Here is a 15318-nt window from a genome sequence, read left to right as displayed (position 1 = left end):
TAATACCCGAAGATACTAATTATATTGCTTATTTAGTGTTTTGTTAATAATTTGATTTTCAGTAAGTTAATAAAAATGTATATAAAATGTTATCTTTCTATTCGATTAGTATTTATATTGTTACATCGGTTTAGGATTGTAATATTCGTAAATAAATTAATATTGCTTCATTAATAATTAAAAAATTTTTAACAATGAATGTGAAATTACTTTTTAAATGGCTGTTTTTATTTATGTTCGGCATAGGTACTGCACAGCAGATTACATTGGATACTTCTTTAGTTTCTGATGATCCGAATACAATTGAAGAATTTTGGTTTTGGTCTGGTGGGTTTCCTGTTTTGGGAACTGGTTTTACTCCTAATTCGACAGTTGCAGTTTATGATACCGATTCAGATGGGAAAAGATGGAGAGATTTTACAGGAACTGTTGATTCTCAGGGGAATTTTTCTGTACAGATCAGTGCTAAAATGATACGTTCTCTAAAAGGAGCGCATACGGTAAAGGCTACAGATGCTCAGGGAAAAACAGCAAACGCCGTTTTGAATGTTGTATCAAATAAAAATGAAATCCTGGAAGCTTCTGTTTCGAACAAAACATTGACAATGGCTCAGTTCTTTGATTTTGGGATAAAACTTCATGCTAAAAATTTTGAACCCAACGCACAAGTCGTAGTTCATATTTTTTCTCCAAACGAATCAGGTTCAGGTATTACAGGACAATACTATGCCGATCCGGACGGGAACTTTGATATCGATTTCAACGGAAATACAGCAACTTATCCTTGGGGAGAATCAATGCCGGATATTGCAGGAACCTGGAGAATCAATGTTGAGCAATATAATACTAACTACTATGGTACGACAGAATTCCGGATATTGCCAAACAATCCAAGCCCACAGTCTTACGACCTGATTACTAATGTGGACAATGGTATCCCACCAACACCAATTACCCGTTTTGAAGTGGATGGTGTAGGCTACAATTCCGACCCGGACAGTTCTTCTTTCTATGAAGATATGACAGATAAGGTGTTCGATATGCAGGCTGGTCAAACTTATAGTGTAAAAATAAAAGGTAAAAATCGCGTAGATTATGCGCCGGATACTTATACTCTTTTTTGTTGACTGGAATCACAATGGTATTTTGGATGAAAGCAATGAAATCATTAGCGAAGGTTATATTTTCGGATCTTCAGGTGTGGATGATAAATTTACACAATTTCCAATCACAGTTCCGCAAAATGCAATCAACGGGAACACAAGAGTAAGAGTTCTGAAAATGCAGTCGGCTACAGAGTATTCTATGTTTTGGCCGGTTGGTGCTTCTGGATATTATTACAATTCCGGACAGGCAGAAGATTACACTCTTAATATTTCTGGTGGGATTGCAGATCCTGGATGTAGTTTCGCTTGTCCTTCCGACATCAATGCAAATACGACTCCCGGTGGAACTACTGCAATCGTAAATTACAACCTGCCTTTCAACTGCAGTTCTCAGGGTTCTTCAAGTTGTGGTATAGATTATCCGGGGAACAATTTTGAAAACTGGATGTCGGCTTCAAACTTTAATACTGTTGCGAATGATTTTGTGATACCGGCAGGAAAAACTTTAAAAATTGACAAGGTAATCCCTCATCTTATCAGATTCTCTTACGGAGCAACGGTTTCTTTTTACAAAGACAATAATGGCAAGCCGGGTGAATTGATTATGAATTATGCCACACCGACTATAGAATCTCAAAACGTGATAGGAAGTACTGTTGGCGGTACAGCTTATGAAACAGTCATCAAATTGCCTCAAACATTAGAACTGACTTCAGGTAAATATTGGGTTGCGATTAATATGCAGGGACCACTGATCTCTTGGGAAACCAAGTCTGCCTTATCAAACGGTACAACTGCATTTACAACTGGAAATGGAACAGACTGGACTGCTAAAGATGGTTTCGATGGCGTGTTCAAAGTAAGTTATGTGTGCGAGACTCCGGAGCCTCAGGTTGTTTTAGCTCAGGGATTAGAATCTGGTTCTGCTTTCCCGGAAGGTAATACAGTGGTAGTGCATAATCTTGTATATGAAGGTATTGTGATCGATACTTGTGTATTCAATGTAAAAGTTAATAAGATACTTAACACAACAGAGGTTTCTCAGAAACAGATCACATTCTATCCTAATCCGGTAAAAGATATCCTGACATTGTCTTATTTCAAAGAAATTGAAAATGTTGTGATCTATGATATGTCAGGTAAAAAGGTTTTTTCAAAAGATATTAACCGTAAGGAAGCGGATATCAATTTATCAAATTTAACTTCCGGTACTTACATCCTGAATGCTAAGATATCAGGCGAAAGTAAGTCGTTCAAAATTTTGAAGAAATAATTATTTTTTGGTTACGTAGAGAGAGATTGTTCTGAAAAGAACAGTCTCTTTTTTGTTGATGGGTAACTTAACCTTGATAATACTAAAGTTATTATATAGATTATAAACGGCACGAATACTTAACAAAATGTTTGTCTGAGTAACGACAAATATTCAAATATCAATCTTTCTATTAAGGCTGCTTCATTAGCATAATACGCTTTAAATCAAATAAATCAACTCTAATTAACGACATAGCTGTTAAATATGTTTCCGGTTAAAATGAGATGGAAAAAATAAAAATCGGACGTAGCCAATCACAAAAAAAGGTCCAAATATTACAAATTCTTAATTTTTTTGGAACGTTGATCTTCATTTTGGGATTTTGCTCCAACATTCTGTTAAATTAATAAGTGTTAAAAACACATTTTTTAAACGAAATTGCCAATTTTTACATCATTTTTTAAAAAAATTTGCAACAATTTTTAGGTTTTTCTTATCATAAATTATATTAAATAATGTTATAAAATTATAATACCATTATATGCTTTCTTTCTATGTTTAAAGGGTTATTTATCCTTATATATCATAAGTTATATGATAAGCTTATCATATATGCAATATCAATCTTATCATAATAAATAGATATGTAAATTATTGATATATAGTAAGTAATTTAAAATTTATTTTTTTTTATCGATTGTATTTTTATATTTGTGATGTTACGTAAATGTTAACACACAAAATGAATCCAAATTTCATTCATACTTATTTATCTGTTGATTGTGTTGTCTTTGGCTTTGACCATGAGAATAAACTTAATATTCTTTTAGTACAACGCCACGTCGATGATATTCCGCTTGAGCAGCAAAAAAAATTGCCAGGAAGTTTGATTTTCAGCGAGGAAGATGTAGATGATGCGGCAAACAGGGTTTTGTTTGAACTGACAGGGATTAAAAAGATGGTATTGAAACAGTTTAAATGTTTTGCAGATCCAAACCGGGCAAGTAACCAAAATGATATAAAGTGGATGGGGAAGGAGTATAAGCATAATATAGACAGAATCATCACTGTTGCTTATCTTTCATTATGCCGGATAGATCACAAGATAAACAGTACAAAGTATGACACTGTCGACTGGCATCCGATAGACAAAGTTCCGAAATTACCTTTTGATCATAACAAGATTATTGCAGAGTCTCTAATGGAAATCAAAAAGTGGATTGATTCGGATTTCTCTATCATCTTTGTGCTTTTGCCAAAAAAGTTTACGATCAGACAATTGTATCAGTTGTACAACGCTCTCAGTGAAAAGAAAATTGATATCAAAAATTTTCATAAGAAAATATCATCATTCAGTTATATAATCCCGCTGGATGAGATCGAAAGTAATGTTTCGCACCGTGCAGCCAGATTCTACAAGTTTGATCCCAAGATCTATAAAAAGACACAAAATAAATTAATCAAATAAAAAAAGCTTCTCAAAAATATGTATTTATTAGGATACGATATCGGCAGTTCATCTGTAAAAGTTTGTCTCATAGAGGCTTCCAGCGGAAAGGTTGTAGCTTCTGATTTTTCTCCGAAAAAAGAGATGAAAATTACGGCCATCAATCCAGGTTGGGCAGAGCAGAATCCAGCCGACTGGTGGACAAATCTGAAACTGGCACATCAGTCTGTAATGTCTCACGCTGGTATCGATGCAGAAGATATTAAAGGTATAGGAATTACCTGGCAAATGCATGGGTTGATTTTGGTAGACAAGGACCAGAATGTTCTTCGTCCTTCTATTATATGGTGTGACAGCCGTGCTGTTCCTTATGGTGAAAAAGCGTTCAAAGAAATTGGAGAAGAAAAATGCCTTTCGCAGCTATTGAATTCACCGGGTAATTTTACAGCTTCAAAATTAGCTTGGGTCAAAGAAAATGAACCCGACATTTTCAGCAAAATTGATAAAATCATGCTGCCGGGAGATTATATCGCAATGAAGCTTTCCGGGGAAATAGGAATAACAGTAGAAGGACTTTCCGAAGGCATTTTCTGGGATTTTAAACATAACTGTATTTCCGAGGATGTTATTAATTATTATGGGATTCCAAAAAGTTTCTTTCCGGAGATCGTCCCGACTTTTGGCATCCAATCCACTGTATCTTCAGCTGCAGCTGAGGAGTTAGGTTTGAAAGTAGGAACACCAATTTCCTACAGAGCAGGAGATCAGCCAAACAATGCTCTTTCACTTAATGTGTTCAATCCCGGCGAGATTGCCTCCACTGCCGGTACATCCGGTGTAGTTTACGGTGTTCTGGATAAGATCGATTATGATAAATTGTCCAGAGTCAACACTTTTGCTCACGTCAATCATTCGGAGGAGGAGATGAGGTTGGGGGTTTTACTTTGCATCAATGGAACAGGGATCCTTAATTCCTGGCTGAAGCACAATTTTGCAACATCATTATCTTCTTATGGCGATATGAATGAATTGGCATCGCTTTCTCCAATTGGTTCAAAAGGTTTAAGCATTATTCCATTCGGAAACGGGGCAGAGAGAGTTCTGGAAAATAGAGATACAAGATGTTCCATTCACGGGATTAATTTTAATATTCATTCAAAAGGTGATGTCCTCCGCGCAGCACAGGAAGCCATTGTTTTTTCTTATGAATATGGGATGAATATTATGAGAGATATGGGAATGGATATCAATGTTATCCGTGCAGGCAATGCCAATATGTTTTTAAGTTCAATTTTCCGCCAGTCACTTGCCAGTGTGAGCAACGCCGTAATTGAGCTTTATGATACAGACGGTGCAGTGGGCGCAGCAAGAGCGGCCGGTATGGGGATCGGATTTTACGAAGATTCCAAAGAAGCTTTTTCTTCACTTGAAAAAATAGCTGTGATAGAACCTGAGCAGGAAAGAGAGAACAATATCTGGAAGCATACGACAGATGGCAGGACCATCTTAGAGAAATTTTATAATCAAAATCATAACGGAATTCACCACAAACTTACTGGTTTAAAAATCAGTAAGACAGGAATTCTACATCAAAAATCAAAACAACAATTAAAAAATAAATTAAATAAATATGAGCATTTTGACACAAACAAAAGAGTTTTTTCCGGGTATCGAACAGATCAAATTTGAAGGTAAAGAAAGTAGAAATCCTTTGGCGTTCCGATACTATGAAGCGGACAGAATTGTGATGGGAAAACCAATGAAAGAGTGGATGCGTTTTGCAATGGCATGGTGGCATACCTTGTGTGCAGACGGTAGCGATCCATTTGGAGGACCAACCATTCACCATCCTTGGAGCAAAGGGACAGATGCCGTTTCCAGAGCCAAATATAAAATGGATGCAGGATTTGAATTTATGCATAAAATGGGATTTGGCTACTATTGTTTCCACGATACCGATCTTGTAGATCCTGCTGATAACTGGAGAGACTATGAAAAAAATCTTCAGGCAGTTGTAGACTATGCTAAAGAAAAACAACAGGAAACAGGCATCAAACTTCTTTGGGGAACGGCCAATGTTTTCACACACGAGAGGTATATGAACGGTGCATCTACCAATCCAAACTTTGATGTTGTGGCTTGTGCAGGAACGCAGGTGAAAAATGCGATTGATGCTACTATTGCATTAGGAGGAGAAAATTATGTTTTCTGGGGAGGAAGAGAAGGTTATATGAGCCTTCTGAATACCGATATGAAACGTGAAAAAGAACACCTGGCAAGATTCCTTACAATGTCTCGCGACTATGCAAGAAGCCAGGGTTTCAAAGGGACTTTTCTGATTGAACCAAAACCAATGGAACCTACAAAACACCAATATGATTATGATTCGGAAACAGTAATCGGATTTTTGAAGAATCACGGTCTTGATAAAGATTTCAAACTAAATCTGGAAGTGAACCACGCAACATTGGCAGGTCATACATTTGAGCACGAACTTCAGGCTGCTGTTGATGCTGGTATGTTAGGAAGCATCGATGCAAATAGGGGAGATTATCAAAACGGATGGGATACGGATCAGTTTCCTGTGGATTATCTGGAATTAGCACAAGCCTGGTTGGTGATTCTTCCGGGAGGCGGTTTAGGATCCGGCGGTGTAAACTTCGATGCAAAGATCAGAAGGAATTCTGTAGATGCGGATGATCTTTTCATTGCACACGTTTCCGGAATGGATGCATTTGCAAAAGGATTATTGGTTGCAGCCGATATTTTGGAGAATTCGGATTATAACAAACTGAGAAAAGAGAGATATTCATCTTTTGACAACGGGAATGGGAAAGCTTTTGAAGAAGGTAAACTTACGTTAGAGGATTTACAAAAGATAGCACATACTACAGGAGAGCCTCAGCCAAAAAGCGGCAAGCAGGAATTATTTGAAGCTCTTGTGAATATGTACATCTAAAAAAATATTAAAGAAGCTGATTTTTTTTAAAAATGAGATTAGCTTTTTTATAACACTAACTTTAAAATTAATAAATTATGAATCTATTTCATTTAAGTAAAACCAACAGAGCAGCACTATTTTTTGCTATGGCTCTGTTACCTTCAGGTCTGGCTTACGGGCAGAGTAAAAAAGATACCGTTGCAAAAGAGAAGCAGATTGATGAAGTTGTTGTAATTGGATATGGAACTCAGAGAAAAGAATCTGTAACCGGATCAGTGGCTACCGTAAAAGGTGACGTATTACGCGAAGTTCCATCTGCAAATATCTCACAAGCATTACAAGGCAGAACAGCGGGTGTTGATATTACCCAGACCTCTTCCAAGCCTGGTGCTACTATGCAAATTAGGATCCGGGGAACAAGATCTTTAACCGGTGATAATAATCCATTGATAGTTTTAGACGGGATTCCGTTTACCGGATCTTTAGGCGATATAAGCTCTAGTGATATTAAAAGCTTGGATATACTAAAAGATGCGTCTGCAACGGCCATTTATGGTTCCAGAGGTGCAAATGGTGTTATCTTGGTAACTACCAATCGGGGAACTAAAGGTCAACAACCCAGATTTGTTTATAATTCTTTCACAGGAGTTCAGACATTATTTTCGAAATTTCCTATGATGGACGGGCCCAAATTTGCGAAGCTTCGTGCGGATGCCGGAAATCTGTTTACCCTGGGAACCGATGAAAAAAATGACAATAATACAGATTGGCAGGATTTGTATTACAAACCAGCAATGCTGACAAGCCATGATATCGGAGTTTCTGGTGGCACTAATGGTGGTAATTATAATGTTGGCTTATCATATTACAAACAAGATGCGTTGATTCCTATTCAAAACTATGAAAGACTTGCTCTTCGTATTGGTTTGGATCAGCAAGTTGGTAAGTATTTTAAATTCGGTTTCACGACCAATACAAACTTTACAGTATCTGAAGGTAATGGTGTGAGTGCCGCTCCCACTTTAGGTTATTCTCCTTTAGCAAGTCCTTATAATGCAGATGGTACTCCCAAAAGAACAATGAGTACTGCCTCCAATTTGGATCAGGCCTGGATTTATACAAGAAAAAGTGTAAATGATGTAGAAGGACTTGGTAAATATGTGGATGAAAGCAAAGCTTTTGCGTCATACAATAATATATATGGTGAAGTCAATCTTCCAATCGACGGATTAAAGTACAGACTTAACGTAGGTTTGGATTACCGTACATCGAATAGTGGAAATTATACCGGAGTTGGTGTTTTCAATACCAACGCGGCTGCTCCATCCGGAGCTGGGAAAGGAAACAATCAAACCTATCACTGGGTTTTGGAAAATTTGCTGACGTATGATAAGACTTTTGGAAAGCACAAAATTAATGCAGTAGCATTATACTCTGCAGAACAAAACAGATATATATCTTCATATATGAGTGCAAAAAATGTTCCCGCGGATTTTTTCCAATATTATAATTTAGGACAATCGCCGCAAGCTGATATTTCTGTAAGACCAGAGGATCAGATTTATTTGCAATGGGGCTTGATGTCATATATGGGAAGAGCAATGTACACTTTTGATAACAAATATATGATTACTGCGACACTTCGTAGTGACGGTTCATCAAGATTGGCGGAGGGAAATAAATGGCATAACTATCCCGCAATATCTGTAGGTTGGAATGTGACCAACGAATCATTTATGCAGAATATTAAAGCTATTAATCTACTGAAATTTAGATACGGTTGGGGACAGACATCTAACCAGGCTGTGGCAGAATATTCTACTATGGGGAGGTTAACTGTAGTGCCATATAACTTCGGAAGTACAAATGGTACCGGAGTTTACATTAGCCAGGCAACCAACGATGGTCTTGGGTGGGAATATTCAAAAACCAACAATTTTGGGGTAGACTTCGGATTGTTTAATAGTAGAATTACCGGAACAGTTGAATACTATAATACACAGACCGAAAAAATCCTGACAGGTAAAGTTCTGCCTCCAACTGCTGGTTTAGGGACACAAACCGGAAACTTTGCAAATACAGAAAACAAAGGTTGGGAAGTTTCACTTAATGGAAGTATTTTTGATAATCCGGACGGCTTTAGCTGGGATGCTGGTATAAACTGGTATGCTAACAGGAACAAAATTGTATCATTAGCAGATGGAACCCTAAGAGACGAAGCTAATGGATGGTTCGTAGGCCATAATATTAACGTAATATATGACTATCAAAATATAGGACTATGGCAACAGGGAGATCCTTATCTTAATATTTTGGAACCGGGAGGAAATGTGGGTATGATCAAGGTTCTTTATACCGGCGGATACAATGCAGATGGAACTCCAACCAGAGCAATTGGTCTTGCAGACAGACAGATCATAGATACTGCGCCGGATTGGCAAGGAGGCTTCAATACACGTTTTGCTTACAAAAACTTTGAATTGAGTGCTGTAGGAGCGTTCCAACACGGAGGTGTTTTAATCAGTTCCATCTATGGTGCTTCTGGCTATCTAAACAGATTAACTGGTCGTGGTAATAACGTAGATGTAGATTACTGGACTACTGAAAATCCTAATGTTAGATATCCAAAACCAGGGGGCATCCAGAGTGGAGACAATCCAAAGTATGCATCTACTTTAGCTCTATTTGATGCATCTTATTTGAAAATAAGAACTATTACATTAGGATATAATGTGAATAAAGATTTCTTGAAAGATTTGAAGTTGAACAGTTTGAGGATTTATTTTACAGTTACTAATCCATTTGTACTTTTCTCCCCATATCACAAAGAGTCTGGCATGGATCCGGAACCGAATTCTTACGGAAACGAAAATCAGGCGGTTACCAGTGGCAACTACCAAACCCGTCAATTGATCATCGGAACCAATAATCCTGCTACACGCAATTATTTAATGGGACTTAATTTATCTTTTTAAAATATAATATCATGATAAAATTTAACAAAAAAATATTCTTGGGAGCAGTTACCTTATCACTATGCTTCTCAAGTTGTTCAGACATCCTGGAAGAAGAGCCACGTGCAATTTATACAGTAGAATACTTTAATACAGAATCAGGAGTCAATCAAGGTGTGACTGCTCTATATCGACACCTACGTCTTCTTTATGGAAACGGATATTTTATGAGTAATTGTCAGAATGGTACAGACGAATCTACCTGGGGACAAAGTGCTGATGGCAATTTTAAAGAGTTGGATATGTCTGGTAACGGAAATATAAATCCAGGAACCTTTCCTACTAGTATGATATGGGGATCTGTTTTTCCGTATATTAATACTGCTAATGGAATCATCGAAAAAGGCCCTGCTTTTGGTATTGCAGAATCCCTGATTTCAGAAGCAAGATTCTTCAGAGCCTTCGATTATTTTATGTTGGTACAGACTTATGGTGGTGTTCCTTTGGACTTAGGTTCTGGTGACTTAGCTTTTAATGTTTCAGCTGTTACAACTTCAAAAAGAAATACTGTTTCTGAAGTCTATACCAAAGCTATCTTTCCTGATCTTTTGAAAGCTATTGACAATCTGCCTGCTTCGCCTCGTGTTACCGGAGGTGTTACTAAAAATGTTGCACGTTTATTTTTAGCAAAAGCTTACTTAACCTATGGATGGTGGCTGCAAAATCCAAATAATATTCCGACATATCCCGAAGCAACTAGAACGGATCCAAGTGGACACGATGCTCAATGGTATTTTCAAAAAGCATATGATGTTGCATTAGAAGGAATCAATAGCCCTGGACCATACGCTTTACAGCCAACTTATTATGACATAAACGTGGGATCGAATGACAGGAATAACGAATGTATGCTGTATGCAGATCACACGGCATCAAGCACGTATTATAATGAAGGTGATCCGACAGGATTTGGCTCAGGATGGGCACCAGATAACTTTGCAGCGTGGATGCAGACCTGGAATTACCCAAATATTAAAAGTAGTTCATCTGCAACAACCTGGACTGCTGTAAGTCCGGTTCAGCGTGCTGCTGCTCAGTCTCTCGGTCGTCCTTGGGTACGTATGTGTCCTCCAATTGGAGTTTTCAAAAATACCTTTGCAGACAAAACCAATGATTCACGTTATGATGGTACATTTGTAACCACATATAGAGGCAATTGGGAGAAAGCAGGAATGGGAAATGTTACGCTTTATAATGCAAATAACTTGCCTGTACAACCTGGAGGAGCTATTCTTTCATTCTTGAATGATGATTCTCAATCAGTTTCCTATCCTTCTGGAGCAGGACAAAGTGGAGTTGGAGCAGGAACATTAACAGGCAGAGCAGATTGGGTTGTAGCGCCAAATGGTATCAGCAGAATAGTCTATCCTGGATTGTGGAAAATCGGAACATACACTACATTGGATCCTAATGGATTAGGATATCCAAATGCGGCATTGACACGTCCATTTAATGTTGCGAAGTTTTCGGAATTTTACTTTATCGCAGCTGAGGCGGCAGTAAAAGGTGCTTCCGGAGCAAAATCAGCGAGAGATTTAATCAACGTAATTCGTGCTCGTGCAGGAAAATGGAAATTTAATAACGCACAGAATGTTACTTACATAGCAGATAATAGTGCCTCTATGATTGCCGCTACACCTTCTACTATTACAATTGATTATATTCTTGCAGAAAGATCAAGAGAATATTATGGAGAGTTTTACAGATGGTATGATCTTGTAAGAACACAGAAATGGCAGGAATATGGTGCTACTTACCAAATTGGAGGTACTGCTTACGGAGATCATACTCCTCAAACAGTGACACGTAATATTCAGAAATTCCATTACCTGAGACCTATTCCAACATCACAATTAGATGCAATGAGTATGAGTGCTGAAGAAAAAGCTAAATATCAGAACCCTGGTTACAATTAATAATTTTTAAGTTCATATCAATTAAGAACAAAGTAGGTGTAAACTTTACACCTGCTTTGTTTAATTAAATAATAATAAGTATGGAAAAAACATGGCGTTGGTTTGGGAAGAAAGATAAAATCAAATTAGATATGCTCCGCCAAATCGGAGTGGAAGGTATTGTTTCTGCGCTGCACGATATTCCTAATGGAGAAGTTTGGTCGTTGGACGCAATTAATGATTATAAAAATTATATAGAAAGTTTCGGTCTTCGCTGGTCTGTGGTAGAAAGCTTAGCAGTGAGTGAAGCCATAAAATATGGAGGGGAAAACAGAGATCAATTAATAGAAAATTACATTCTGAGTCTGGAAAATCTGGGCAAAGCTGGCGTAACAACAGTTTGTTACAATTTTATGCCGGTGCTGGACTGGGCTCGTACAGATTTGTTTCATCAGTGGGAAGACGGTTCGTCGTCGTTATACTTTGATAAAGCCAAATTTGCTTATTTTGAAATTCATATTCTGCAAAGAGAAGGTGCAGAAAGCGACTATAATTCAGACATTCTTCAAAAGGTAGAAGTGTTAAAGAATACCCTGACAGAAGAAGATAATAATGATCTGATTGATTCTGTCATTGTAAAAACACAAGGTTTCGTCAATGGAAATATCAAGGAAGGAGACAAAAATCCTGTACAACTATTCAAAAATTTATTGGCATTGTATGACGGGATTGATAAAGATCAACTTCGTTTGAATATGAAATATTTTCTGGAAAAAATAATGCCTGTCTGCGAAAAGTGGAACATCCAAATGTGTGTACATCCCGACGATCCACCGTTTTCACTATTAGGTTTACCAAGAATCGTGACCAACGAAGAAGACATCGACTGGTTCCTGAATGAGGTTGACAACCCACACAACGGACTGACATTCTGTGCAGGTTCTTTAAGTGCCAATCTTCAGAATGATGTTCCTAAGCTGGCTCAGAAATTTGCGCACCGCACCAAATTTGTCCATCTCAGAAGCACCAATGTTTTTGAAAATGGCGATTTCATCGAAGCGCATCACTTGGGAGGAAGAGGAAAACTGATTGATGTTATCCGCGTATTTGAAAAAGAAAATCCTAATCTGCCAATGCGAATCGACCACGGAAGATTATTGACAGATGATATTGATAAAGGCTACAATCCCGGATATTCATTCCTGGGAAGAATGTTGGCTTTAGGTCAAATCGAAGGCGTTATGGCAGCGGTACAATCAGAATTGCAAAAAAATTAAATCTGAAGTTTGCAATAATTTTAAAAAGTAAAAAATGAACGAAATATTCAGCATAAAAGATAAAGTAGCAGTCATTACTGGAGCTTCAGGTGTTTTGGGCGGAAGTCTGGCGAAAAGTTTCATTGAAGCCGGAGCTAAAGTTGTTGCTCTTGGAAGAAATCAGGAAACTCTCGATGCTCGCGTTAAAGAGTTAACAGAATCGGAAGGCGATGCATTCGCGGTGGAAGCCAATGTAATGAATATAGAAAGTCTTGAAGCCGCATCAAAGAAAATCCTCGAAAAATACGATAAAATTGATATTCTGCTCAACATCGCCGGAGGAAATATTCCTTCTGCAACACTATCTCCCGACCAGTCTTTTTTCGATATGAAAATGGAAGCCTGGAACGAAGTGACCGATTTAAATATCAACGGAACCGTCTATCCAAGCTATGTCTTTGGAAAAGTAATGGCAGAACAAGGTAGTGGAAGTATCGTCAATATTTCGTCGATGGCAGCTTATTCTGCAATCACAAGAGTAGCGGGATATTCCGCAGCGAAATCTGCAATTACCAATTTTACCCAGTGGCTGGCTTCGGACGTGGCTTTGAAATTTGGAGATAAAATCCGTGTCAATGCAGTTGCTCCGGGATTTTTCATCGGCGACCAGAATCGTGCAATTCTTCTGAATCCTGATGGTTCCTTAACCGACCGAAGCAAAAAAGTCATTGCCAAAACACCAATGCAGAGATTCGGAGAAGTAGAAGAGCTGAATGGTGCAGTACAGTTTCTCTGTTCAGATGCCGCAAGTTTCATCACCGGTGCTTTACTTCCTATTGATGGAGGTTTCAGTGCATTCAGTGGTGTTTAAAAATTAGTATTATTTTCTTCTTATAGTAGCAAGGCCTTAATAATTCTCACTCAGTTAAGGTCTTGTTTTTAAAGATTTTTCACAAAAATCAAAATCAATTTTAAAATTAAAAATGAATCATTCCATCAGCAATAAAGAAGTTTTCGGAGAATCATTTTTGCTGGAGTCGGCAAAGGCAGAAAATCTCTATTTTGGCTATGCGAAAGAGATGCCGATTATTGATTATCATAATCATCTTGAGCCCGATGTAATTTCAAATAATCAGAATTTCCGTTCTCCAACATCAATTTGGTTGGATGGCGACCATTACAAATGGCGGGCAATGAGAAATTTCGGAATTGAGGAAAAATTCATTTCCGGTAAAGCTTCGGACTTGGAAAAATTCAAAAAATGGTCAGAAGTTGTTTCCTTTACGCTTCGCAATCCATTATTTCACTGGACTCATCTGGAACTCAAAAATCCTTTCGGAATCAAAGAATATCTTTCCCCGAAAAATGCAGATTCTGTTTATCATCAGATGAATGAGAGTTTGCAGACCAAAGATTTTTTACCACAATCCATCATCCAAAATTTCAAAGTGGAAGCCTTGTGTACCACAGACGACCCTTCTGATGATTTGGCTTATCATAAAGCACTAAAGAACAGTAATTTTAAAACTCAGGTTTTACCGGCTTTCCGTCCGGATTCTTACATCAATATCATCAATCCGAAACAATATCTTTCAAACATCAAAAAGCTTGAGAATGTTTGCGGAATTTCAATTCAGTCTGTTTCTGATTTGTTAAATGCGCTTCAATCCAGAATCAATTATTTCTCAGAAATCGGAGCTAAAGTGGCAGATCACGGTTTTGAATATTTTCCCGATACCACAAAATGGAATCTGGAATTGGAAACCGAATTTTCTGAATTTTTAAAGGGAAATAATCCAACATTCTCCAATCCGGAAGCGTTGTGCGGTTACTTAATAAAAGAGCTTTGCAAAATGTACGCTGAAAAAGGCTGGGTTCAGCAATTTCACGTTGGAGCAACCAGAAATAATAATTCTGAAATGCTTAAGAAAATCGGAATTAACGCAGGTTACGATGCCATTGGCGAACAATATTTCGCACAAAGATTGAGTGTTTTGCTGAACGAACTAAATTCTGCCGGACAACTCACCAAAACCATTATTTATAATCTTAATCCCACTTTTAATGAGGTTTTAGCAACACTTGCCGGGAATTTCAATGAAGGCGGAATTAAGTCCAAAGTACAGTTTGGTGCAGCCTGGTGGTTTCTCGACCAATTAGACGGAATGAAAAAACAGATGAACACGTTTTCCAACATCGGTCTCATCAGCACATTCGTCGGAATGCTGACCGATTCCCGAAGTCTGTTGTCATTCTCGAGACACGATTATTTCAGAAGACTTTTGTGCAATATGTTTGGAAGTGAGATGGAAAGAGGATTGCTTCCCAATGATGAAGAATGGGTTGGCAAAATCATTAAGGATATCTGCTATCACAACACGAAAAACTATTTTGAAATTTAATA

Annotated in this window: 10 protein-coding genes; all 10 read left to right on the top strand. The window is 37.8% G+C overall.

Annotated elements, in window-relative coordinates; all coding sequences use genetic code 11:
• Positions 1–194 precede the first annotated feature (194 nt).
• A complete protein-coding gene (locus tag ACFJGY_RS11205) occupies positions 195–1127 on the top strand; it encodes a hypothetical protein (RefSeq protein ID WP_379963909.1) in 933 nt (310 codons plus the stop codon).
• Positions 1096–2379, top strand: a complete 1284-nt coding sequence (locus ACFJGY_RS11200; protein ID WP_379963907.1) for a T9SS type A sorting domain-containing protein — start codon at positions 1096–1098, stop codon at positions 2377–2379. Before ACFJGY_RS11205 ends, ACFJGY_RS11200 begins: the two co-directional genes overlap by 32 nt.
• Before the next feature lie 724 nt (positions 2380–3103).
• Complete coding sequence (locus tag ACFJGY_RS11195; protein WP_379963905.1) at positions 3104–3829, top strand: NUDIX domain-containing protein; 726 nt, start codon at positions 3104–3106, stop codon at positions 3827–3829.
• Positions 3830–3847: 18 nt separating this feature from the next.
• Positions 3848–5497 (top strand): xylulokinase, encoded by a 1650-nt coding sequence (locus tag ACFJGY_RS11190; RefSeq protein ID WP_379963903.1) that lies wholly within the window; start codon positions 3848–3850, stop codon positions 5495–5497.
• Positions 5439–6767: a xylose isomerase gene (gene xylA / locus ACFJGY_RS11185; RefSeq protein WP_379963901.1), complete on the top strand. Its 1329-nt coding sequence runs from the start codon at positions 5439–5441 to the stop codon at positions 6765–6767. The genes ACFJGY_RS11190 and xylA overlap by 59 nt, the downstream gene beginning before the upstream one ends.
• Before the next feature lie 77 nt (positions 6768–6844).
• Positions 6845–9724: a SusC/RagA family TonB-linked outer membrane protein gene (locus tag ACFJGY_RS11180; protein WP_379963900.1), complete on the top strand. Its 2880-nt coding sequence runs from the start codon at positions 6845–6847 to the stop codon at positions 9722–9724.
• A gap of 11 nt (positions 9725–9735) precedes the next feature.
• Entirely contained in the window at positions 9736–11679 is a 1944-nt protein-coding gene (locus ACFJGY_RS11175; RefSeq protein WP_379963898.1) for a RagB/SusD family nutrient uptake outer membrane protein, read from the top strand.
• Positions 11680–11759: 80 nt separating this feature from the next.
• Positions 11760–12935, top strand: coding sequence for a mannonate dehydratase (uxuA, locus tag ACFJGY_RS11170; RefSeq protein ID WP_379963896.1), 1176 nt, complete (start codon positions 11760–11762; stop codon positions 12933–12935).
• Positions 12936–12969: 34 nt separating this feature from the next.
• Positions 12970–13785 (top strand): SDR family oxidoreductase, encoded by an 816-nt coding sequence (locus ACFJGY_RS11165; RefSeq protein WP_379963894.1) that lies wholly within the window; start codon positions 12970–12972, stop codon positions 13783–13785.
• A 112-nt stretch (positions 13786–13897) separates the two neighbouring features.
• Entirely contained in the window at positions 13898–15316 is a 1419-nt protein-coding gene (gene uxaC / locus ACFJGY_RS11160) for a glucuronate isomerase (protein WP_379963892.1), read from the top strand.
• The last annotated feature ends 2 nt before the right edge of the window (positions 15317–15318 follow it).

Origin of the sequence: Epilithonimonas sp. UC225_85 (assembly GCF_042695135.1) — a bacterium.
Taxonomy (GTDB): Bacteria; Bacteroidota; Bacteroidia; order Flavobacteriales; family Weeksellaceae; genus Epilithonimonas.
The sequence above is the reverse complement of the archived record's forward strand: the minus strand, read 5'-3'. Positions and strand labels throughout refer to the sequence as shown.

Bases quoted from the DNA above. Each gene is read 5' to 3' on its own strand.
- ACFJGY_RS11205 (WP_379963909.1), top strand. From the start codon at position 195: ATGAATGTGAAATTACTTTTTAAATGGCTGTTTTTATTTATGTTCGGC.
- ACFJGY_RS11200 (WP_379963907.1), top strand. From the start codon at position 1,096: ATGCGCCGGATACTTATACTCTTTTTTGTTGACTGGAATCACAATGGT.
- ACFJGY_RS11195 (WP_379963905.1), top strand. From the start codon at position 3,104: ATGAATCCAAATTTCATTCATACTTATTTATCTGTTGATTGTGTTGTC.
- ACFJGY_RS11190 (WP_379963903.1), top strand. From the start codon at position 3,848: ATGTATTTATTAGGATACGATATCGGCAGTTCATCTGTAAAAGTTTGT.
- xylA (WP_379963901.1), top strand. From the start codon at position 5,439: ATGAGCATTTTGACACAAACAAAAGAGTTTTTTCCGGGTATCGAACAG.
- ACFJGY_RS11180 (WP_379963900.1), top strand. From the start codon at position 6,845: ATGAATCTATTTCATTTAAGTAAAACCAACAGAGCAGCACTATTTTTT.
- ACFJGY_RS11175 (WP_379963898.1), top strand. From the start codon at position 9,736: ATGATAAAATTTAACAAAAAAATATTCTTGGGAGCAGTTACCTTATCA.
- uxuA (WP_379963896.1), top strand. From the start codon at position 11,760: ATGGAAAAAACATGGCGTTGGTTTGGGAAGAAAGATAAAATCAAATTA.
- ACFJGY_RS11165 (WP_379963894.1), top strand. From the start codon at position 12,970: ATGAACGAAATATTCAGCATAAAAGATAAAGTAGCAGTCATTACTGGA.
- uxaC (WP_379963892.1), top strand. From the start codon at position 13,898: ATGAATCATTCCATCAGCAATAAAGAAGTTTTCGGAGAATCATTTTTG.